The organism is Klebsiella sp. K5-45 (assembly GCF_030128605.1).
Classification (GTDB): domain Bacteria; phylum Pseudomonadota; class Gammaproteobacteria; order Enterobacterales; family Enterobacteriaceae; genus Klebsiella; species Klebsiella quasipneumoniae.
In genome coordinates this window covers 394,332-414,899 of sequence record NZ_JAKUZW010000004.1, presented here as the reverse complement: position 1 = coordinate 414,899, position 20,568 = coordinate 394,332, and the positions used below count along the sequence as shown (strand labels likewise).

Genomic DNA, 20,568 nt, shown 5'->3' with positions numbered 1-20,568 from the left:
GGGATGTTTCCGGGTGGCGGCTGCGCCTTACCCGGCCTGGAGGACCCCCCTCACAGGCTCACACCCCGTAGGCCCGCGCAAGCGCAGCGCCGCCGGGCGATTTCATTCGCGGGCCAGCTTGCGCTGGTTCTTTTGCCGCAACTTTTTCGCCCGACTCTCCAGCAGCAAATAGGCTACCGTCGCTAGCAGCAGCGGCAGGAAATAATAGAGCGCGCGCCAGGCGAGGAGAGCGGCGATGATCGCTCCCTTCGAAATCTCTTCCCCGGAGAGCATGGCGATGAACACCGCCTCCAGCACGCCAATCCCGGCCGGAATGTGGATAATCACCCCGGCGATACTGCTCACCAGCAGTACCCCCAATACAAGGAAATAGTTAATCTCGCTGCCCAACAGCAGCCAGATGATCGCCCCCATCGCCATCCAGTTCGCCGCCGAGACCCCCATCTGCAGCAGCGCGAATCGCCAGGAGGGCAGCACCAGCCGCTGACCTTTGATCGTCAGGTGACGGCGTTTGGCGAAGGCGCAGCCAAACAGATAGCACAGCGTGAGAAACAGCATCACTCCGCCGATAATGCGCAGGGTGGTCTGGCTGATGTACCAGTGCGGCGGCAGCTTCACCAGATCCGCTGTAAATATCACCCCACCGAGCAGGATATAGCCCAGCCAGTTGGTGGTGATGCTTAATGAAAAAATACGGGTGATGGTGCCGCCGTTGAGCCCCAGCCGCGAGTACAGCCGGTAGCGCATGCCGATGCCGCCGACCCAGGTGCTGAGGGTCAGGTTGAAGGCATAGCAGATAAACGACACCAGCATCACCTGGCGTTTCGCCAGCTTATGCCCACAATAGGCCCGGCCAAGCAGATCGTAGCAGCCGTAGATCAGATAGCTGACGATGACCAGCGCAATGGCGCTGAACAAGGCCAGCCGATCATAGCCGCGGATCACCTTCCATACTTCCTGCCAGTCGACCTTCTGCGCGTAAATCACCAGCAGGACGATCACGGCGATAAAAAAGAGTACGGTCAGCACTCTTTTTGCCATCCGCCAGCGAGGGTGCGATTTGCTCATAGTGGATTATCCCTGGTAGGTGACTCGACGCGATCCTGAGTTTCAATCTCCGGCTGCACCGGCGGGCTGACCCTGGCCAGCCGCGGAGTATGGGCCGGCAGCCAGCCGACCCACGCCGGAAAGTGGCGCAGAAAGTGGAAGGCCATCACGCTCACCCCCAGCCGCCACCAGTTGCGTTTCGGCAGCATCGTTTTATCGATCCGCTGACAATCCCGGGCGATAAGCCCGTTAAGATTATCGCGCAGCGTCTGGTTAAACACCCGGTCGTGGATGATCAGATTGGCTTCCAGATTCAACGACAGGCTGAGCGGATCGAGGTTGCTCGACCCGACGGTGGCCCAGTGGTCGTCCGCGAGGGCGACTTTGCCATGCAGCGGACGGCGGCGATATTCGTAGATCTGCACGCCGCCTTTGACGAGGTAGTGGTAGAGCAGGTGGGCGCCGAACTTCACAATCGGAATATCCGGTTCGCCCTGGACGATCAGCTTCACCCGCACCCCGCGCCGCGCGGCATTGCGCATCGCATGCAACAGACGGTAGCCGGGGAAAAAATAGGCGTTCGCGATTATCACCTCCCGGCGGGCGCTGGTCAGCATCTTCAGGTAGTGGCGTTCGATATCGTCGCGGTGATCCTGGTTATCGCGCCAGACGAACAGCGCCTGCGCCTCGCCGGGGGTCTGGTTGATCTCCGGCTGATGGCGACGACGGCGCCACCAGCGGCGGGCGGTTTCGCTGTTGGGCAGATTCTCCAGTTCGAACTGCAGAATATCGAGCACCACCGGCCCTTCGACCTGCACCGTGTAATCCTGTTTGGCCTCCGGGCCATAGTCGCTCATATGTTCGGCGGAGTAGTTGATGCCGCCGACAAAGGCGGTGGTGTCGTCGATCACCACGATTTTACGGTGCATGCGACGGAACAGGTTGGTACGCATTCCCATCAGCTTAGGGCGCGGGTCGTAATAGCGGAAAATCACCCCCGCGGCGGTCAGTTCACCGACAAACTCATCGCTAAGATCCGGCGAGCCGTAGCCGTCAAGCAGCACTTCCACCTGGATGCCGCGGCGGGCTGCCTTCAGCAGAACCGCGTGCAGCCGCCAGCCGACCTCATCTTCAAACCAGATAAAGGATTCGAGGATCACCCGCCGGCTGGCGCGACCGATGGCCGCAAACAGCGCCGGGTAATACTGGTCGCCGTTCTCCAGTAGCGTAATGCGGTTGCCTTCCTGCCAACGACATTTCACAAATGAATCTCCACGCTAAGGGGTGCATGATCGGACAGATGCCGCCACTGTTTGAGGGCCAGCGCCTTCGGGCGGCTGGCGTGGGCGTTCTTGACGTAAATGCGATCGAGGCGCAGCAGCGGAAAACTGACCGGAAAGGTGCGCGCCGGCCGTCCGCGGGCGCGGGTAAAGATCTCTTCCAGCCCTGCCTGGACCTTTAACGGCTGGTTAGCCTGCTGACGCCAGTCGTTAAAATCTCCGGCCACCACCACCGGCTCGCCGGCGGGTAGGGTATTGACCCACTCCGCCAGCATCGCCAGCTGCGCCTGCCGCTGGTCGGCACGCAGTCCGAGATGGACGCAAATGACGTGAATCGTAACGCCGCTCTGCGGCGGTACGATGCGGCAGTACAGCAGGCCGCGTTTCTCCCCGTTGCCGACCGAGATATCGCGATTTTCATAGTATTCAATCGGAAAGCGCGACAGCACGGCATTCCCGTGGTGACCTTCCGGATAGACCGCGTTGCGCCCGTAGGCGTAGTCGCTCCACATGGTGTCGGCAAGAAATTCGTAATGGGTCTTATCTGGCCAGTTTTCGATATGCAGCGGGTGAACTTCGTGAGCGCCCATCACTTCCTGCAGGCAAACTATGTCAGCGCTGACGCTGCGAACGGCTTCGCGCAGCTCGGGCAAAATAAAACGCCGATTAAACGCCGTAAAGCCTTTATGGGTGTTAATTGTCAGCACGTTCAACGAAAATCCCGACGTTGGCTCAGCCATAATTCTCCAGTAAATGTCACTTTCCTGAATAAAATAGTGTAGTAGAGGTCACAAAAAGATGCGGTGATACGGAATTTTCCGTAAAGTGCGGTACTCTGAGTAGCAGAGAAAAATCCTTCAGGAGAGAAGCCATGAAGTGGCAACAACGTGTACGCGTCGCAACAGGTCTTAGTTGCTGGCAGATTATGTTGCATCTACTGGTCGTGGCAGTGCTGGTGATGGGATGGATGAGCGGCGCGCTGGTGCGCGTCGGATTAGGGCTGTGCGTCCTCTACAGCGTCACGCTGCTGGCGATGCTGTTTCTGCAGCGTCACCATGAGGCGCGCTGGCGCGATGTGGGAGACTTCCTTGAGGAGCTCACCACCACCTGGTACTTCGGCGCCGCCATGATAGCGCTGTGGTTGCTGTCGCGCGTGCTGCACAACAACCTGCTGCTGGCCCTCGCCGGGCTGGTGATACTGGCAGGCCCGGCGGTGGTCTCGCTGCTGGCGAAAGATAAAAAATTACGCAATCTTTCTTCGGAACATCGCATACGCCGCTGAGCCGGTGGTGGCCGCTATGACCAGTAGCGGCCACAAACTTCCCCACACAATCTCCAGACTCGCATCCTTCAAATAAATTTGCTTGGTGATATCGGTAAAGTGGCGGATCGGGTTTATCCACGTCAGATCCTGCAGCCACTGCGGCATGTTTTCCACCGGTGAAACATAGCCGGAGAGAAGAATCGCCGGCATCATAAAGACGAACACGCCAATAAACGCCTGCTGTTGCGTTGAACATAGCGATGAGATCAATAAGCCAAATCCCACCAGCGACAGACCGTAAATCACCATGGTGAAATAGAACAGCAGCAGCGAGCCGGCAAACGGGATCTGATAGGCCCAGATACCAATCGCCAGCACGATAGTCGCCTGCAGGGTGGCGACGATCAGCGCCGGTACCGCTTTACCGACAAAGATTTGCCAGGTGGCGAGGGGCGAGACCAGCAGCTGATCGAGGGTGCCCTGCTCGCGCTCGCGGGCCACCGACAGCGAGGTGACGATCATCACTCCGATGGTGGTGATCATGGCGATGAGCGACGGCACCACGAACCATTTGTAGTCGAGATTCGGGTTATACCAGTTGCGCACCACCAGTTCGCTGTTGTTCGGCTTCGCTTTGTCCTCCAGCAGTTCCTGCTGATAATTTTTCACGACCTGTTGCAGATAGTTGGCGGCGATTTGCGCGCTGTTGGAGTTGCGCCCGTCGAGCAGGAGCTGCAGCGGGGCGGTTTGATAGTTGTCGAGGTTGCGAGAGAAATCCGCCGGGAAGCGCACCACCAGCAGGGCTTTTTGTTCATCGATGGTCGGCTGGATCGCCTGCGGGCTTTTCAGCAGCAGGACGTGGGTAAAGGCTTTGGCGCGGGCGAAGCGCTGAGTGAGTTCCACCGCGTGGCGACCGCTGTCTTCGTTGTAGATGGCGATGGTGGCGTTGGTCACCTCCAGCGTCGCGGCAAAGGGAAACAGCAGCACCTGAATCAGCACCGGCATGATTAAAATTGCCCGCGTCTGTGGTTCGCGCAGCAGCGACTGCAGCTCTTTGCGAATCAATGTCCATAAACGGTGAAACATAATAGCTCCTTTGGCCCATTCAACAACGCCGGGCGGCACTGCGTTTGCCCGGCCTGGGAGGATCGGCGAACCGTATAATCGATGTTGGTTAAACCGTAGGCCCGGTCAGCACAGCGCCACCGGGCAAAACCTAATCCAGACGCCGCTTGGTTTTCAACCATGTCAGACCGATAAACATCACCGCCGAAGCAATCAAAAACAGCACATTCACCAGCAGTACCACTGGAATATTGCCCGCCAGAAACAGGCTTTGCAGGGTGTTGACGAAATAGCGCGCCGGGATCACGTAGGTCACGGCGCGGATCACCGCCGGCATACTATCTATCTGGAAAATAAACCCGGACAGCATAATCGACGGTAAAAACGCGGCGTTCAGCGCCACCTGCGCGGCGTTAAACTGGTTGCGGGTAATGGTTGAGATAAGCAGCCCCATCCCCAGGGTGCTGAGCAAAAACAGACTGGTGATGACAAACAGGATCGGCAGCGAACCGCGATAGGGCACGCCGAGAATAAATACTGACACCAGCATACACAGCAGCATCGCCAGCATGCCGAGGAAGTAGTAGGGAATGAGCTTGCACAGCAGCAGTTCGGCGCGGGTGATCTCCGTCGACAGTAGCGCCTCCATGGTGCCGCGCTCCCATTCCCGCGCCACCACCAGCGAGGTCAGTATCGCGCCGACTACGGTCATGATAATGGTGATCGCCCCGGGGATAATAAAGTGCTGGCTGATAGCCGCCGGGTTAAACCAGTAGCGCATCTGCACGTCGATCAGCGGTTCAAAGGTCTCGCCGCGATCTTCCGCCCGCTGCTGCTGCCAGATCTGCCAGATCCCCTCCACGTAGCCCTGGGCGAAGTTAGCGGTATTGGGCTCGCTGCCGTCGGTGATGAGCTGGAGCGGCGCGCTGGCGCCGGGGCGGGCCATCTGGCGGTCGAAGTCCACCGGAATGACCACCATGGCGCGGATGCGACCGGCCTGCATCAGCTGAATTAACTGCTGGCGATTATCGCTGACGGTGGCGTCGATGTAGGGTGAGCCGGTCATGGTATGGACGAAATCCAGCGCCTCTTCGCTCTGCTGCTCCAGCAGAACCCCCACCCGCAGCTTGCTGGAGTCGAGGTTAATGCCGTAGCCGAAGATAAACAGCAGCAATAGCGGGATCACCACCGCAATCAGCCAGCTGCTGGGATCGCGGACGATCTGCCGGGTCTCTTTCACGCACAGGGCGCGGACCCGTCGCCAGGAGAGAAGGTTACTGCTCATGGCCATTCTCCTTATCCCAACGGTTAATCAGGGTAATAAACGCCTGCTCCATGGTCGGGTCCGTCTGGTTGTCATCCGCCGCCTGGGCCTTCAGCGCGTCCGGGGTGCCGCTGGCGATAAGCTTGCCGTGATAGACCAGCCCAATGCGGTCGCAATACTCCGCCTCATCCATAAAGTGAGTGGTGACCATCACCGTCACCCCTTTATCCACCATGCTGTTAATATGCAGCCAGAACTCGCGACGAGTGAGGGGATCGACCCCGGAGGTGGGTTCGTCGAGAAACAGAATGTCGGGCTCATGCATCAGCGAGCAGGCCAACGCCAGCCGCTGCTTATAGCCGAGCGGCAGCTCGTCGGCGGCGTGGCGGGCAATGCTGTTCAGACCGAAGGCATCGCTCATGCGGGCGATTTTGTCATTTTGCGCCCGACCGCGCAGGCCGTAGACGCCGGAGAAAAAGCGCAGGTTCTGCTCGACGCTGAGGTTGCCGTACAGCGAAAATTTTTGCGCCATATAGCCCAGATGCTGACGCGCCTTGCCGGAGCTGACCTTAAGATCCATCCCCAGCACCAGCGCTTTGCCGGAGGTGGGCACCAGCAGGCCGCACATCATTTTGAAGGTGGTGGATTTACCGGCGCCGTTGGGGCCGAGCAGGCCGAAGATCTCGCCGCGCTTGACCTGGAAATCGACGTGGTCGGTGGCGGCGAAATCGCCAAATTTTTTCGTCAGCGACTGCGCCTCAATCACCGTTTCGTCTTTACTGCCGTCAACGCGATGGATAATCGCCCCCAGCGGCGATTCGGCGGTGCCGGCGCCGCCAAGCAGGTCGATAAAGGCGTCTTCAAAGCGCGGCGCGGTGTCGGCCACCTGCAGCGGCGGCATATCGTCATGTTCCTGAACCTCATCGATGCGGGCCTCCTTTTTCAGGATCAGACGCACCGATTTGCCCTGAATCACGCCGTCGCTAACCTGCGGCAGCTTCAGCGCCCGCTGCAGCAGGCGGCGGTTGTTCTCCTGCGGGCTGGAGACCAGAAAGCTGCGCCCGGCCATGGTTTGCGTCAGGGCCGTCGGCTCTCCTTGATAAAGCAATTTGCCTTCGTTCATCAGCAGCACATCGCGACACTGCTCGGCTTCATCGAGATAAGAGGTGCTCCACAGGATCAACATGCCGTCGCCGGCCAGCTCGTGCACCATCTGCCATAGCTCGCGGCGGGAGATCGGGTCGACGCCGACGCCGGGTTCATCCAGCAGCAGCACCTTCGGGTCACCCACAAGGGTACAGGCGAGCCCCAGTTTTTGCTTCATACCGCCGGAGAGCTTGCCCGCCAGCCGTTCGGTGAACGGGCCAAGGGCGGTAAAATCCAGCAGGCGGTCGAAAATTTTCTTCCGTGCCTCGCCGGTGACGCTGCGCAGGTCGGCGTACAGGGTCAGGTTTTCCATCACCGTCAGATCTTCATACAGGCCGAACTTCTGCGGCATATAGCCGAGCACCGCGTGCAGAGCGCTGTCGTCTTTTAGCGGATCAAAGCCGATCACCCTGGCGCTGCCCTCATCAGGCTTGAGCAACCCGGCGAGCATCCGCATCAGGGTGGTTTTCCCTGCGCCGTCGGGGCCTACCAGCCCGGTGACGTAGCCGGCGCGGATCGTACAGGTCAGCGGCGCCACCGCTGGCCTGTCCATCCCGGGGAAACGGCGGCTCAGGCCGTTTAAGGCGATGACGGCCTCACTCATGTCCGTTCCCGTGGTTAAAGGAGACGGTCACCGGCATCCCCTGGCGCAGGGCGCCGTCGGCATCGGTCACCACAATACGCAGACGATAAACGAGGTCGGTACGCAGATCCGGCGTTTCAACGGTCTTCGGCGTGAATTCAGCGCTTGGCGAGACAAAGCCGATTTTGCCGTGATAGGGCTTATCCGGCCGGCTGTCGGTATAGAGCAACACCTCTTGTCCCGGCTGCGCCTGGCCGAGGTTTGTCTCATCAACGTAGGCCCGGACCCATACCGGATGGGTTAATGACAGCGTCAGCACCGTGCTGCCGGCGTTGAGCATGGTGCCGGGCTCGACGGCGCGGGTCATCAGCGTGCCGTCGGAAGGGGCGGTCAGCACCGTATCGTGCAGGTCCAGTTTGGCCTGCGCCAGCGCTGCCTGCGCCTGTTCGAGGCTGGCTTTGGCCTGGGCTATCTCCTGCGGACGGTTGCCGGCGCGGTATTGACGCAGTTTATCCTGCGCTGACTTCAGCGTTGCCTGCGCCTGGTCGCGCGAGGAGCGGGCGTTCTCCAGATCGTTGGCGGAAATGGCGCTGCTGGCGCGTAAACCCAGCTGGCGCTGATAAAAGTTTTGCGCGTAGTCGTAAGCGGCCTGCGCCTGATTTACCGCCGCCGCGGCCTGGGCAATCTCTTCCGAGCGGTAGCCGGCCATCATCAGGTCATACTGCGCCTGGGCGGTGGAGACGTTGGCCTGCGCCTGCAGCAGGGCGTTTTCATAGGGAGCTCGGTCAAGCGCGCCGAGGGTTTGCCCGGCGCGGATGCTGTCGCCTTCGTCGACGGTCAGCGAGGCCAGCCTGCCGCCAACGCGGAAGCTCATATTGACGGTGCGGATATCGACATTGCCATACAGGGTCAGCGGCTGCTGCCGGCTGCTCTGGTACCACCACCAGCCGCCGCCCAGCGCGGCGAGAAGAATCACGATCAGCAGAATGACGACGACGGGTTTTTTCATCAGCCCAAACTCCTTTGCGATAACCCATGCAGGATGAAATCGATATGACAGGTAATGACCTCAAAAATCTGTTCGGTTTTTTGCGCGTCAAACTGCGTCCAGCCGGTGCGCAGCAGGATAGTTTCACGCCCGAGACGGAAAGCGAGCACCTCGCCCAGCAGGGCGTGGGTATGAAGGATCATTTGCGTATCACCGGCATCGCGGCCGGTCCAGGCGGCGATTAGCCGGGTGAGATAGTGGTGCAGGGGGGCGATCACCTGCTGGTGGATCAGATGGTACGCGGCGGTGGGCGCCAGCTGTTCCCGGGAAATAAATTTGCTCAAGTTGACCGTATCCTCCTGGGTCAGCAGCAGGATCATGTTATGGCAGGCGCTGAGGATAAGGGCGCGGATCGCCTGGCGATCCGGCGACTCTCCGGCGAGCAGGGCCTCCGCCGCTTCGGCGTGCGGGCGAAAATTGTCACCGATAAAATCGGCGATCCACTGGCCGCAGGCGAGATACAGGTCGTCTTTCGAGCCAAAATAGTAGGTGATAGCGGCGATATTCTGCCCGGCCTGGGCGGCGATGTCGCGGGTGGTGGCGTGCTGGCCATACTCGCCAAACTGGGCGATAGCGGCCGCGATAAGCTGACTTTTTGCCTGTTCGCCTTTACTGGTCATCGCGCTCTTAAAAATTAATCAATCGATTGATTAACTTTAGGCGTCGACTGGCGCTTTGTCCACCCGCCAGGGCTAAATATGAAAGCCGTCTTCCTCTAGCTCACCGGCGACCCAGGCGAAGAAGCGCTGGACCTTCTCCTTCTGTTCATTAGCGTGGGGAAGGACGAAGTGGTGCGCGCCGACCGGCATGCTCCGCTCGTCGGCAAACACCGGCGTCAGCTGTCCCTGGCGCACATGGCCGCCGGCCAGCAGATTGCTTTCCAGGATCACCCCCATCCCCATCCGGGCCGCCTCGATGCTCATGTACGACCGGTCGAAATTAAAGATAAAGTTTTTGTGCCAGCCGCGGACCTTGTGCCACGACAGCCAGTTGCTCCAGTTAATTAAGGTGCTGTCGGAATGGATCAGATCGCAGGCCAGCAGATCTTCCGGGGCGTGAACCGCATGGCGGGTTAAATAAGAGGCGGCGCTGTAGGGCAGGACGCACTCATTTTTAATGGTTCTGACCAGCAGCGTCGGCCACTGCGACAGCCCGTGGCGAATATCGATATCAATATTATCCCGGGAAAACTGGATGCTTTCGTAAGAGCAGGTGAGGCTGATTTTTAACTCCGGCCACGCCTGACGGAATTTATCCAGCCGCGGCATTAGCCACAGCAGGCCGAAGCTCGGCGCCGAGTGAATGCGTAAATAATCCTGATGAATATCGTTAATCACCTGGCTGGTGGCCTGGCCAATCATATTCAGCGCTCCGGAGACCTCTTTGAGATATTTTTCTCCCACCGCGGTTAACATCACGCCTTTGCTGCTGCGGGAGAACAGTTTTTTTCCCAGCAAGTGCTCCAGACTGGCTATCTGATGGCTGACCGCCGAGGCGGTAATGTTGAGATTCTCTGCCGCCAGGTTGAGGCTGCCGGTCGCGGCGACTTCAATAAAAGCCTGGATATTGCGTAAAGAGGGCATCGGCAGATTTTTATTGGGCAGTGGTTGACTCATGGCGGCATCCTGCGCGGGGCGCGAATAAAAGAAAATGGCGAACAGCGTGGCGCAGCCGTGATGAACAGCCCAGGGAAAAGCGAAAAAACCATTTTAATTTGTGATGGGCTTAACAATTTATCTCGTTAAAAGCACGCCTCTCAGTAAACATTAAAAATTTGCGGGGAGTCACTAACTCAATTTTTCTCAATCATAATTGAGCTTTTTTGAATACCTTTTCATTTTTGGGTTGTTATATTCCCCTCACAGGCCTGATCACAAACTGCGATGCGCTTGGATCGCAATAATAAAACACCTAACCACCTGTTTCGCTGTGCAAAAAGACATGTCTCTCTTGTTGCGCCGGGGCGCGTGAAACGCGGCGACCCAGACGGCAACCTACGGCGAAGTGGATGAGGTATAAGATGAGGAAACCCTATGTCACGTATAGATACGTTGGTCTGTACTGACGCCAGGAAAACAAAATATCGTTTTGTGGTTTTGACGATGATTTTCCTGGTGTATGCCATCAATTACGCCGACAGAACGAATATCGGCGCGGTACTGCCGTTTATCATTGATGAATTTCATATCAATAATTTTGAGGCCGGGGCGATTGCCAGTATGTTTTTCCTCGGCTATGCGGTCAGCCAGATCCCGGCCGGCTTTTTCATCGCCAGACGCGGCACCCGGGGGCTGGTTTCACTATCCATTTTCGGCTTTTCCGCTTTTACCTGGCTGATGGGCACGGTGAGCTCCGTGTTTGGCCTGAAGCTGGTGCGGCTGGGCTTGGGGCTGAGCGAAGGTCCCTGCCCGGTGGGGCTGGCGTCGACGATAAATAACTGGTTTCCGCCGAAAGAGAAAGCCACAGCAACCGGCGTTTACATCGCGGCGACCATGTTTGCGCCGATTATCGTGCCGCCGCTGGCGGTGTGGATTGCGGTGACCTGGGGCTGGCGGTGGGTCTTTTTCTCCTTTGCCATTCCCGGGATCGTGGCGGCGATAGCGTGGTACCTGTTGGTCAAGTCAAAGCCCGCGGAGAGCGGATTTGTATCTCAAAGCGAACTGGCAGAGATCAACGCCGGGCGCGACAGCCATCATAACGACGGTGTACGCGAAAATATATTAATCGCCGATCGCTTCACCTGGCTGGATAAAATTATTCGGGTGAAAAAAATGGCGCCTGTGGATACGGCGAAGGGCTTATTTACCTCAAAAAATATTCTCGGAGACTGCCTGGCCTATTTTATGATGGTCAGCGTGTTATATGGGTTATTAACCTGGATTCCGCTGTATTTAGTGAAAGAGCGCGGTTTCGATGTGATGAGTATGGGCTTCGTAGCCAGTATGCCGTGCATTGGCGGCTTTATTGGCGCGATTGGCGGCGGATGGATTTCGGATAAATTATTAGGCCGCCGGCGCAAACCCACCATGATATTCACAGCGGTATCAACCGTAGTCATGATGTTAATTATGCTAAATATACCGGCAAGCACCCTGGCGGTCTGTATTGGTTTATTCTTTGTCGGTTTCTGTTTGAATATCGGCTGGCCGGCTTTTACCGCCTACGGTATGGCGGTTTCGGATACGAAAACTTATCCCATTGCCTCTTCTATTATAAATAGCGGCGGTAACCTCGGCGGATTTGTAGCGCCGATGGTGGCCGGTTTCTTACTGGATAAGACGGGGAGCTTTAATTCTGTATTTACCTATTTTGGTATCTGCGCCGCATTGGGTTTGGTGGTGATTCTTTTCCTCGATGAGCCACAATAACGAAAATAGATCCTGTTAATTAATATGACGTAATGTCATGGAGTGAAACTATGTTATTAAAAGATAAAGTCGCCATTATTACTGGCGCGGCCTCCGCACGCGGTTTGGGTTTTGCGACTGCGAAATTATTCGCCGAAAACGGCGCGAAAGTGGTCATTATCGACCTCAATGGCGAAGCCAGTAAAACCGCCGCGGCGGCCCTGGGCGAAGGCCATCTCGGCCTGGCGGCGAACGTCGCCGACGAAGTGCAGGTGCAGGCGGCCATCGAACAAATTTTGGCGAAATACGGCCGGGTCGATGTGCTGGTCAATAACGCCGGGATCACCCAGCCGCTGAAGCTGATGGATATCAAGCGCGCCAACTATGACGCGGTGCTCGATGTCAGCCTGCGCGGCACGCTGCTGATGTCACAGGCGGTGATCCCCACGATGCGGGCGCAAAAATCCGGCAGCATCGTCTGCATCTCGTCCGTTTCCGCCCAGCGCGGCGGCGGTATCTTCGGCGGTCCGCACTACAGCGCGGCAAAAGCCGGCGTGCTCGGCCTGGCGCGAGCGATGGCGCGCGAACTTGGCCCGGATAACGTCCGCGTTAACTGCATTACCCCAGGGCTGATTCAGACCGACATCACCGCCGGCAAGCTGACGGACGACATGACGGCCAATATTCTTGCCGGCATTCCGATGAACCGCCTCGGCGACGCGGTGGACATCGCCCGCGCCGCGCTGTTCCTCGGCAGCGACCTCTCTTCCTACTCCACCGGTATCACCCTGGACGTTAACGGCGGCATGTTAATTCACTAAGCGAGGCACAGAGATGAAGATCACCGAATCACAAAAAGTCGCTGCGGCGGCGTGGCGTATCCGCCGCTACGCCCTGCAAATGGGTGAAGTGCAGGGGCAGGGCTATATTGGCCAGGCGCTGGGGTATGCCGATGTGCTGGCTACCGCCTTCAGCCACGCCATGACCTATCGCCCGGAAGATCCTGAGTGGGAGGGGCGCGATCGGTTCCTGCTTTCTCATGGCCATTACGCTATCGCTTATTATGCCGCGCTGCTGGAGGCGGGCATTATTCCGGAAGCGGAACTGGAAACCTACGGCTCCGACGACAGCCGCCTGCCGATGTCCGGCATGGCGACCTACACGCCGGGGATGGAGATGTCCGGCGGCTCGCTGGGGCAGGGACTGTCTATCGCCGTCGGCATGGCGCTCGGGCTGCGGCAGAAACAGAGCAAGGCCTGGGTCTATAACTCGATGTCCGATGGGGAGCTGGACGAAGGTTCGACCTGGGAAGCGGCGATGTCGGCGGCTCACTATGGCCTGACCAACCTGATTAACCTTGTCGACGTCAACAAACAGCAGGCCGACGGCGATTCACGCAAGATCCTCGGCTTTGAGCCGCTGCAGGATAAATGGGCCGCCTTCGGGTGGTACGTACAGCGCGTAGACGGTAACGATCTGCCGGCGGTGATGGCCGCCTTTGACAACGCGAAAAGTTATTCCGGCAACCAGCCGCGGGTCATTTTATGCGACACGCTGATGGGCAAAGGGGTGCCGTTCCTCGAAACCCGCGATAAGAACCATTTTATTCGCGTCGATGCCGACGAATGGCAAAAAGCGATTGCGGTGCTGGACGCTAACAAACCGGAAGGAGTGCTGTAATGAGCCAGAGTAAACCCCGTTTAAAAACGTCGGCGATGATTGCTTCGATTGCCGATGAAGGCCAGGCGACCGTCTCTGCGCCCTTCGGCGTCGCGCTGTCGAAACTGGCGGCGCAGCGCCCTGAAATCGTCGGTATGACCGCGGACCTGTCAAAATATACTGACCTGCATATTTTCGCCCAGGCCTTCCCGGATCGTTTTTTCCAGATGGGAATGGCGGAGCAGCTGCTGATGGCGGCGGCGGGAGGCATGGCGAAGGAGGGATTTATTCCCTTCGCCACCACCTATGCCGCCTTTGCGACCCGTCGCGCCTATGATTTTATTCATCAGGTGATCGCTGAGGAACATCTGAACGTCAAGATCTGCGCGGCGCTGCCGGGCCTGACGACCGGCTATGGCCCCAGCCATCAGGCCACCGAAGATCTGGCGATCATGCGCGGTATCCCCGGCATGGTCATCGTCGATCCCTGCGATGCGCTGGAGATTGAGCAGGCGGTACCGGCCATTGCCGATCACCAGGGTCCGGTGTATATGCGCCTGCTGCGCGGAAAGGTGCCGCTGGTGCTGGATAAATACGACTATCAGTTCGAACTGGGCAAAGCGAAGCTGCTGGAGGACGGCAACGACGTGCTGATTATCTCCTCCGGGCTGATGACCATGCGCGCCCTGGAGGCAGTTGAAAAGCTGCGGGCCGATAATATCAGCGTGGCGGTCCTGCACGTGCCGACCATCAAACCGCTGGATGAAAAAGCGATTATTGAACAGGCGTCGAAGCCGGGTCGGCTGGTGGTCACCGCCGAAAACCACACCGCTGTCGGCGGGTTAGGGGAGGCGGTGGCCGCCCTGCTGATGCGCAAGGGGGTTCGCTGCGAGCTGGATACCGTTGGTCTGCCTGACGCGTTTCTGTTGGCCGGCGCGCTGCCGACCCTCCACGATCGCTACGGCATTTCCACCACGAAGATCGTCGAAAAGATTAAGTATCGTCTGCGTTAACCGCGCTGCGGCGACGCGCCTGGCCGCTGAGCGCTCTCAGCGGCCTTCTTCCTCCCGCCAGCCAGGCGCGGCATTCTTTTACAGATTTTATGCGGCCTGTCACAAAATCTGCTAGACTGCGCCCCTTCATGGCATTGTGGTTTTTGCCATCTCTTATCGCAATAATCTCCCTGAAAACTACGCCCTTCACCGGGCCGGGGCGGTTCGGAGTTGTTATGTCTTTTGATTCCCTTGGCCTGAATCCCGATATCCTGCGCGCTGTCGCTGAGCAGGGCTACGTTGAGCCGACCCCTATCCAGCAGCAGGCGATCCCGGCGGTACTGCAGGGCCGCGACCTGATGGCCAGCGCCCAGACCGGCACCGGTAAAACGGCGGGCTTTACTCTGCCGCTGCTGCAGCGCCTGATCCAGAACGAGCCGCACGCGAAGGGCCGTCGTCCGGTGCGCGCGCTGATCCTGACCCCGACCCGCGAGCTGGCGGCGCAGGTGGGCGAGAACGTGCGGGATTACAGCAAATATCTGAATATTCGCTCGCTGGTGGTGTTCGGCGGCGTGAGTATCAACCCGCAGATGATGAAGCTGCGCGGCGGCGTCGATATCCTCGTCGCCACCCCGGGCCGTCTGCTGGACCTCGAACATCAGAACGCCGTCAGCCTCGATAAAGTGGAAATCCTCGTACTGGATGAAGCGGACCGCATGCTGGATATGGGCTTTATCCATGACATTCGCCGCGTACTGGCGAAACTGCCGCCGCGTCGGCAGAACCTGCTGTTCTCGGCGACCTTCTCCGACGAGATCAAAGGCCTGGCGGAGAAACTGCTGCACAACCCGCTGGAAGTGGAAGTGGCGCGTCGCAACACCGCCTCCGAGCAGATCACCCAGCACGTCCATTTTGTTGATAAGAACCGCAAGCGCGAACTGCTGTCGCAGCTTATCGGCGAAGGCAACTGGCAGCAGGTGCTGGTCTTTACCCGCACCAAGCATGGCGCCAACCACCTCGCGGAGCAGCTCAACAAAGACGGCATCCGCAGCGCGGCGATCCATGGCAACAAGAGCCAGGGGGCGCGTACCCGCGCGCTGGCCGACTTTAAATCCGGCGGCATTCGCGTGCTGGTGGCGACCGATATCGCCGCCCGCGGACTGGATATCGAAGAGCTGCCGCACGTGGTGAACTACGAGCTGCCGAACGTGCCGGAAGATTATGTCCACCGTATTGGGCGTACCGGTCGCGCGGCGGCCACCGGCGAAGCCTTGTCGCTGGTGTGCGTCGATGAGCACAAGCTGCTGCGCGATATCGAGCGCCTGCTGAAAAAAGAGATTCCGCGCATCGCGATTGCCGGCTATGAGCCGGACCCGTCGATTAAAGCCGAACCTATCCAGAACGGTCGCCAGCAGCGCGGCGGCGGTCGTGGTCAGGGGCAGGGACGCGGCGGCCAGGGGCAGGGGCGCAGCGGACAGCCGCGCAGCCAGAGCAGCGCCCCGCGTCGCCAGGACGGCGAGGCGCCGAAAGCGCGCACTCAGGACGGCAAACCGCCGCGCCGCCGTCGCCCGCGTAAGCCGGCTGGCGAATAACAGGCTGATGCCCGGGCCGCGATAACGCGGTTAAGCACGGCTCAGGCCCGTCTGTCCGCTACGCGGCGGCGGGCCTTTTTCTTTCCATTACACTATTTGTCGAGCACGCTTCCACACACAGCAGAAAGCAATACCTCCGGACGGGTAAAAATGGCACAATAGTGGCTGTTTATACAGTATTCAGGTTTTCTCATGGCTTTGACCGCTGCGCTGAAAGCGCAAATCGCCGCCTGGTATAAGGCGCTTCAGGAACAGATCCCGGACTTTATTCCCCGCCCCCCGCAGCGGCAGATGATCGCTGATGTGGCGAAAACCCTCGCCGGGGATGAGGGCAGGCATCTGGCTATCGAAGCGCCGACCGGCGTCGGTAAAACGCTGTCATACCTTATCCCTGGCATTGCCATCGCCCGTGAGGAACAAAAAACGCTGGTGGTCAGCACCGCCAACGTCGCCCTGCAGGATCAAATCTACAGTAAAGACCTGCCGCTGCTGCGCAAGATTATCCCCGACCTGCGCTTCACCGCCGCCTTTGGTCGCGGACGCTACGTCTGCCCGCGCAACCTGGCGGCGCTGGCCAGCACCGAGCCGACGCAGCAGGATCTGCTGGCTTTCCTCGACGACGATCTCACCCCGAACAACCAGGCGGAGCAGAAACTGTGCGCGACGCTGAAGCAGGACCTTGACAGCTATCGCTGGGACGGCCTGCGCGACCATACCGACAAACCCATCGACGATGGACTATGGAGCCGGCTGAGCACCGATAAGGCCAGCTGCCTGAACCGCAACTGCCACTATTATCGCGAGTGTCCGTTCTTTGTGGCGCGGCGGGAAATTCAGGAGGCGGAAGTGGTGGTAGCCAACCATGCGCTGGTGATGGCGGCGATGGAGAGCGAGGCGGTGCTGCCGGAGCCGAAAAACCTGCTGCTGGTCCTTGATGAAGGCCATCATCTGCCGGACGTCGCCCGCGACGCGTTGGAGATGAGCGCCGAGATCACCGCCCCCTGGTTTCGCCTGCAGCTGGATCTGTTCTGCAAGCTGGTGGCTACCTGCATGGAGCAGTTCCGCCCGAAAACCACGCCGCCGCTGGCCAATCCGGAGCGGCTCGCCGGCCATTGCGAAGAGCTGTTCGAGCTGATTGCGTCGTTGAATAATATTCTCAATCTCTACATGCCCGCCGGCCAGGAAGCGGAGCATCGCTTCCCGATGGGCGAACTGCCGCAGGAGGTGATGGAGATCTGCCAGCGGCTGGCGAAGCTCACCGAGACGCTGCGCGGGCTGGCGGAGCTGTTTCTTAACGATCTCAGCGAAAAGACCGGCAGCCATGACGTGGTGCGTCTGCATCGGGTGCTGCTGCAGATGAACCGCGCCCTCGGCATGTTTGAAAGCCAAAGCAAGCTGTGGCGTCTGGCGTCGCTGGCGCAGTCCTCTGGCGCGCCGGTGACCAAATGGGCGACGCGGGTAGTGCGAGACGGCCAGATCCACGTCTGGTTCCACTGCGTCGGCATCCGCGTCAGCGATCAGCTTGAGCGGCTGCTGTGGCGCAGCGTGCCGCATATCGTGGTGACGTCAGCGACGCTGCGCTCTCTTAACAGCTTCTCGCGCCTGCAGGAGATGAGCGGCCTGAAGGAAAAAGCGGGTGACCGCTTCGTGGCGCTGGATTCGCCGTTCAACCACGTGGAGCAGGGGAAAATTATTATTCCTCAAATGCGCTATGAACCGTTGATGGATAACGAAGAGCAGCACATTGCCGAGATGGCGGCCTATTTTCGCCAGCAGGTGGAGAGCAAGAAGCATCTCGGGATGCTGGTGCTGTTTGCCAGTGGGCGAGCGATGAATCGCTTCCTGGAGCATGTGACCGACCTGCGTCTGATGCTGCTGGTGCAGGGCGACCAGCCGCGCTACCGGCTGGTGGAGCTGCATCGCAAACGGGTGGAAAGCGGCGAGCGCAGCGTGCTGGTGGGCCTGCAGTCCTTTGCCGAAGGTCTCGATTTAAAGGGCGATCTGTTAAGCCAGGTACATATCCATAAAATCGCCTTTCCGCCCATCGACAGCCCGGTAGTGATCACCGAAGGCGAATGGCTGAAAAGCCTCAATCGTTATCCCTTCGAGGTACAGAGTTTGCCCAGCGCCTCCTTTAATCTTATTCAGCAGGTGGGGCGTTTGATCCGTAGCCATCACTGCTGGGGAGAGGTGGTAATTTACGATAAGCGTCTGTTGACCAAAAACTACGGCGCGCGTCTACTGAACGCGTTACCTGTTTTTCCCATAGAGCAGCCGGGCGTTCCGGAGGTTATAGTAAAACGGAAAGCAAAACAGACAGCAAAACAGACAGGCCGCAAACGTCGCTGACGACGGCGCGTTGCACCAGGGGGAGCCATGGAGTACAGCAAAATTATAAAAGAGGTGGGCCGCGGTAAGAATCATGCCCGCGACCTGGATGAAGAGACCGCCCGTGCGCTCTACGCGCGGATGCTGAACGGCGAGGTGCCGGAGCTGGAGCTGGGAGGAATATTAATCGCCCTGCGCATCAAAGGCGAAGGCGAAGCGGAGATGAAAGGCTTTTACGCCGCGATGCAGCAGCATACGCTGCGCCTGACCCCGCCGGCAGGCAAGCCGATGCCGATCGTTATCCCCAGCTACAATGGCGCGCGCAAGCAGGCGAACCTGACGCCGCTGCTGGCGATGCTCCTGCATAAGCTGGGGTTTCCGGTCGTGGTTCACGGCGTCAGTCACGATCCGACCCGGGTGCTGACCGAGACCATTTTTACCCTGCTGGACATTCCGGCTACCCGGCATGCCGGTCAGGCGCAGGCGCAGCTGGAGGGGCATGAACCGGTGTATATCCCGGTGGGCGCCTTCTGCCCGCCGCTGGAGAAACAGCTGGCGATGCGCTGGCGGATGGGCGTACGCAACAGCGCCCATACGCTGGCCAAACTGGCCACGCCGTTTGGCGAAGGGGAGGCGCTACGCCTCTCCAGCGTGTCGCATCCGGAATATGTTCCCCGGGTGGCGGGCTTCTTTCGCGAGACCGGTGGCCGCGCGCTGCTGATGCACGGTACCGAAGGCGAAGTGTACGCCAACCCGCAGCGCTGCCCGCAGATCAGCCTGATTGATGACCAGGGCGTGCGGGTGCTGTGCGACCGCCAGACCGAGGCGGCGGCGGAAGTTATTCTGCCGGCCTCGAAAGATCCCGAAGTGACCGCGCGCTGGATCGAGCGCTGCGTCGCCGGCGTCGAACCGGTACCCCACTCGCTGAAGATCCAGCTCGCCTGCTGTCTGCTGGCCTGCGGCGAGGTCTCAACCCTGGAGCAGGGTCTCAGCCGCGTCAACGACTGCTGGTGAGCGGATCGGCAGGATAAAAAAAAGCCCGTCCGGTGGCTCGGACGGGCAAGGCAAGGGTATTAAAGGTCTTTTCAGGGTTAATTCAGTGGCTTACAGGGTTGAGTTGCGATTATTTATAGATAACCGCGGTACCGCTCAGTTTGTTGTTGGTGTTAGCGGAAGTGATGCTATAGCCGGTTGCGCCAGCGGCTTCGGCTTTAGCAGCCAGTTTCGCTTCCAGACCATCTAACGTGGTTGCGCCTTGCGCAGACACCACACCGATCTTATTCATGCTTTCAGCCTGAGCGGGGGTAACCGGCTCGGCGGCAAAGGCGCCGAAGGAAAGGGCGGTCAGAGCGATGGCAGCGGCAGCATATTTGATGTTTTTCATAGTTAATCTCTCGCAGGTTGTTCTGTTCAGGGGACGATGTTCCGTCGATGTGATAAGTATCACGCTTTTTTGCGGGAGATAAAATCGAAGGAAATTCACAGTCTTCATCGATTTTTTTGAATGACTAATAATTTACTGATTATTAATAAATTATTTCTGATTCTTTTCGTCTGATGGCGGAGCGAGGGAGACCGGCACGCTTAAGGGCACATATTGCGACATTTATCGCCAAAAAATGTGCGCGAAAAGATAATGCGAAAAGCTGTCATGAACGGTAAAGGAAAGTCAGCGTAGCTGGCTATCCTTGGAACCACGGCGATTATATCCTGAAAATGTATTGTTATGTAAATCTTTCTCCTGTTGGCACTTCACGCAGTATCTGACGCCAGGAATAGCCTGTCGGCGAGCCTCCGGAATCGGTTCTCCGCATTCATCACAAAATTTGTTGCTTTCGCCGCGTGGAAGCTCGCGGCGGGCGCGAGCCACCGCATCGTCAATGGTGCTGTCGATCTGATCCTGAACGGCGCCGTCGCCTGCCCAACCTGATGCCATCGTCTGCCTCCTGTAAA

General features: G+C 58.8%; 20 protein-coding genes. 9 read left to right on the top strand and 11 right to left on the bottom strand.

Annotated features, from left to right (window positions below; genetic code table 11):
* Window positions 1–102: 102 nt before the first annotated feature.
* From MKS11_RS11145 to MKS11_RS11135, 3 genes are read right to left on the bottom strand one after another with little or no spacing between them, the layout of a single operon-like run.
* The gene (locus tag MKS11_RS11145) at window positions 103–1,068 is read right to left on the bottom strand and encodes a YbhN family protein (RefSeq protein ID WP_017900169.1); all 966 of its coding nucleotides are present in this window, start codon (window positions 1,066–1,068) and stop codon (window positions 103–105) included.
* Window positions 1,065–2,309, bottom strand: coding sequence for a cardiolipin synthase ClsB (clsB, locus tag MKS11_RS11140; RefSeq protein ID WP_004886156.1), 1,245 nt, complete (start codon window positions 2,307–2,309; stop codon window positions 1,065–1,067). Before clsB ends, MKS11_RS11145 begins: the two co-directional genes overlap by 4 nt.
* The gene (locus MKS11_RS11135; protein ID WP_017900168.1) at window positions 2,306–3,067 is read right to left on the bottom strand and encodes an endonuclease/exonuclease/phosphatase family protein; all 762 of its coding nucleotides are present in this window, start codon (window positions 3,065–3,067) and stop codon (window positions 2,306–2,308) included. The genes clsB and MKS11_RS11135 overlap by 4 nt, the downstream gene beginning before the upstream one ends.
* A gap of 131 nt (window positions 3,068–3,198) precedes the next feature.
* On the opposite strand from MKS11_RS11135, the gene MKS11_RS11130 reads away from it, so the two are divergent.
* Window positions 3,199–3,609 carry a YbhQ family protein gene (locus tag MKS11_RS11130; RefSeq protein WP_012542390.1) on the top strand — a complete coding sequence of 137 codons (411 nt, stop codon included), beginning with the start codon at window positions 3,199–3,201 and terminating at the stop codon, window positions 3,607–3,609.
* Here MKS11_RS11130 and MKS11_RS11125 read toward each other — a convergent pair.
* The 6 genes from MKS11_RS11125 to MKS11_RS11100 form a co-directional block, all read right to left on the bottom strand.
* Window positions 3,571–4,677, bottom strand: a complete 1,107-nt coding sequence (locus MKS11_RS11125) for an ABC transporter permease (RefSeq protein ID WP_004886162.1) — start codon at window positions 4,675–4,677, stop codon at window positions 3,571–3,573. The genes MKS11_RS11130 and MKS11_RS11125 overlap by 39 nt on opposite strands.
* A 130-nt stretch (window positions 4,678–4,807) precedes the next feature.
* Window positions 4,808–5,941, bottom strand: coding sequence for an ABC transporter permease (locus tag MKS11_RS11120; protein ID WP_004886164.1), 1,134 nt, complete (start codon window positions 5,939–5,941; stop codon window positions 4,808–4,810).
* Window positions 5,931–7,670, bottom strand: coding sequence for an ATP-binding cassette domain-containing protein (locus MKS11_RS11115; RefSeq protein ID WP_032455747.1), 1,740 nt, complete (start codon window positions 7,668–7,670; stop codon window positions 5,931–5,933). Before MKS11_RS11115 ends, MKS11_RS11120 begins: the two co-directional genes overlap by 11 nt.
* Window positions 7,663–8,658 carry a secretion protein HlyD gene (gene hlyD, locus MKS11_RS11110; protein ID WP_048294415.1) on the bottom strand — a complete coding sequence of 332 codons (996 nt, stop codon included), beginning with the start codon at window positions 8,656–8,658 and terminating at the stop codon, window positions 7,663–7,665. Before hlyD ends, MKS11_RS11115 begins: the two co-directional genes overlap by 8 nt.
* A complete protein-coding gene (gene cecR / locus MKS11_RS11105) occupies window positions 8,658–9,332 on the bottom strand; it encodes a transcriptional regulator CecR (RefSeq protein ID WP_085956527.1) in 675 nt (224 codons plus the stop codon). The genes hlyD and cecR overlap by 1 nt, the downstream gene beginning before the upstream one ends.
* Before the next feature lie 57 nt (window positions 9,333–9,389).
* Window positions 9,390–10,313: a LysR substrate-binding domain-containing protein gene (locus MKS11_RS11100; protein WP_023320018.1), complete on the bottom strand. Its 924-nt coding sequence runs from the start codon at window positions 10,311–10,313 to the stop codon at window positions 9,390–9,392.
* On the opposite strand from MKS11_RS11100, the gene MKS11_RS11095 reads away from it, so the two are divergent.
* From MKS11_RS11095 to ybiB, 8 genes are all read left to right on the top strand, one after another.
* Window positions 10,305–10,442 (top strand): hypothetical protein, encoded by a 138-nt coding sequence (locus MKS11_RS11095; RefSeq protein ID WP_032431308.1) that lies wholly within the window; start codon window positions 10,305–10,307, stop codon window positions 10,440–10,442. The two genes, MKS11_RS11100 and MKS11_RS11095, sit on opposite strands and share 9 nt — an antisense overlap.
* A gap of 288 nt (window positions 10,443–10,730) precedes the next feature.
* Window positions 10,731–12,065, top strand: coding sequence for an MFS transporter (locus MKS11_RS11090; protein ID WP_004886173.1), 1,335 nt, complete (start codon window positions 10,731–10,733; stop codon window positions 12,063–12,065).
* Window positions 12,066–12,115: 50 nt separating this feature from the next.
* A complete protein-coding gene (locus tag MKS11_RS11085) occupies window positions 12,116–12,865 on the top strand; it encodes an SDR family NAD(P)-dependent oxidoreductase (RefSeq protein ID WP_004886175.1) in 750 nt (249 codons plus the stop codon).
* A 13-nt stretch (window positions 12,866–12,878) separates the two neighbouring features.
* Window positions 12,879–13,724, top strand: a complete 846-nt coding sequence (locus tag MKS11_RS11080; RefSeq protein WP_062914585.1) for a transketolase — start codon at window positions 12,879–12,881, stop codon at window positions 13,722–13,724.
* Window positions 13,724–14,716: a transketolase family protein gene (locus tag MKS11_RS11075; RefSeq protein ID WP_032455750.1), complete on the top strand. Its 993-nt coding sequence runs from the start codon at window positions 13,724–13,726 to the stop codon at window positions 14,714–14,716. Before MKS11_RS11080 ends, MKS11_RS11075 begins: the two co-directional genes overlap by 1 nt.
* Window positions 14,717–14,931: 215 nt before the next feature.
* Entirely contained in the window at window positions 14,932–16,287 is a 1,356-nt protein-coding gene (gene rhlE, locus MKS11_RS11070) for an ATP-dependent RNA helicase RhlE (protein WP_004886179.1), read from the top strand.
* A gap of 192 nt (window positions 16,288–16,479) precedes the next feature.
* Window positions 16,480–18,636: an ATP-dependent DNA helicase DinG gene (dinG, locus tag MKS11_RS11065; RefSeq protein WP_048294418.1), complete on the top strand. Its 2,157-nt coding sequence runs from the start codon at window positions 16,480–16,482 to the stop codon at window positions 18,634–18,636.
* Between the two features lie 27 nt (window positions 18,637–18,663).
* On the top strand, window positions 18,664–19,629 hold the full coding sequence (ybiB, locus tag MKS11_RS11060; protein ID WP_004886183.1) for a DNA-binding protein YbiB: 966 nt from the start codon (window positions 18,664–18,666) through the stop codon (window positions 19,627–19,629).
* Window positions 19,630–19,738: 109 nt separating this feature from the next.
* On the opposite strand, the gene ybiJ is transcribed toward ybiB, so the two are convergent.
* Both ybiJ and MKS11_RS11050 read right to left on the bottom strand, forming a co-directional pair.
* Window positions 19,739–19,999 (bottom strand): DUF1471 family protein YbiJ, encoded by a 261-nt coding sequence (gene ybiJ, locus MKS11_RS11055; protein WP_004176772.1) that lies wholly within the window; start codon window positions 19,997–19,999, stop codon window positions 19,739–19,741.
* 285 nt (window positions 20,000–20,284) lie between these two features.
* The gene (locus MKS11_RS11050) at window positions 20,285–20,551 is read right to left on the bottom strand and encodes a DksA/TraR family C4-type zinc finger protein (protein ID WP_002895824.1); all 267 of its coding nucleotides are present in this window, start codon (window positions 20,549–20,551) and stop codon (window positions 20,285–20,287) included.
* Window positions 20,552–20,568 lie beyond the last annotated feature (17 nt).

Excerpts from the sequence above, each read along its gene's own strand:
- MKS11_RS11075 (WP_032455750.1), top strand. The coding sequence starts at position 13,724 with ATGAGCCAGAGTAAACCCCGTTTAAAAACGTCGGCGATGATTGCTTCG.
- MKS11_RS11085 (WP_004886175.1), top strand. The coding sequence starts at position 12,116 with ATGTTATTAAAAGATAAAGTCGCCATTATTACTGGCGCGGCCTCCGCA.
- MKS11_RS11135 (WP_017900168.1), bottom strand. The coding sequence starts at position 3,067 with ATGGCTGAGCCAACGTCGGGATTTTCGTTGAACGTGCTGACAATTAAC.
- dinG (WP_048294418.1), top strand. The coding sequence starts at position 16,480 with ATGGCTTTGACCGCTGCGCTGAAAGCGCAAATCGCCGCCTGGTATAAG.
- MKS11_RS11100 (WP_023320018.1), bottom strand. The coding sequence starts at position 10,313 with ATGAGTCAACCACTGCCCAATAAAAATCTGCCGATGCCCTCTTTACGC.
- ybiJ (WP_004176772.1), bottom strand. The coding sequence starts at position 19,999 with ATGAAAAACATCAAATATGCTGCCGCTGCCATCGCTCTGACCGCCCTT.
- MKS11_RS11145 (WP_017900169.1), bottom strand. The coding sequence starts at position 1,068 with ATGAGCAAATCGCACCCTCGCTGGCGGATGGCAAAAAGAGTGCTGACC.
- MKS11_RS11090 (WP_004886173.1), top strand. The coding sequence starts at position 10,731 with ATGTCACGTATAGATACGTTGGTCTGTACTGACGCCAGGAAAACAAAA.
- MKS11_RS11125 (WP_004886162.1), bottom strand. The coding sequence starts at position 4,677 with ATGTTTCACCGTTTATGGACATTGATTCGCAAAGAGCTGCAGTCGCTG.
- MKS11_RS11115 (WP_032455747.1), bottom strand. The coding sequence starts at position 7,670 with ATGAGTGAGGCCGTCATCGCCTTAAACGGCCTGAGCCGCCGTTTCCCC.
- MKS11_RS11050 (WP_002895824.1), bottom strand. The coding sequence starts at position 20,551 with ATGGCATCAGGTTGGGCAGGCGACGGCGCCGTTCAGGATCAGATCGAC.
- MKS11_RS11130 (WP_012542390.1), top strand. The coding sequence starts at position 3,199 with ATGAAGTGGCAACAACGTGTACGCGTCGCAACAGGTCTTAGTTGCTGG.
- rhlE (WP_004886179.1), top strand. The coding sequence starts at position 14,932 with ATGTCTTTTGATTCCCTTGGCCTGAATCCCGATATCCTGCGCGCTGTC.
- MKS11_RS11120 (WP_004886164.1), bottom strand. The coding sequence starts at position 5,941 with ATGAGCAGTAACCTTCTCTCCTGGCGACGGGTCCGCGCCCTGTGCGTG.
- ybiB (WP_004886183.1), top strand. The coding sequence starts at position 18,664 with ATGGAGTACAGCAAAATTATAAAAGAGGTGGGCCGCGGTAAGAATCAT.
- hlyD (WP_048294415.1), bottom strand. The coding sequence starts at position 8,658 with ATGAAAAAACCCGTCGTCGTCATTCTGCTGATCGTGATTCTTCTCGCC.
- MKS11_RS11080 (WP_062914585.1), top strand. The coding sequence starts at position 12,879 with ATGAAGATCACCGAATCACAAAAAGTCGCTGCGGCGGCGTGGCGTATC.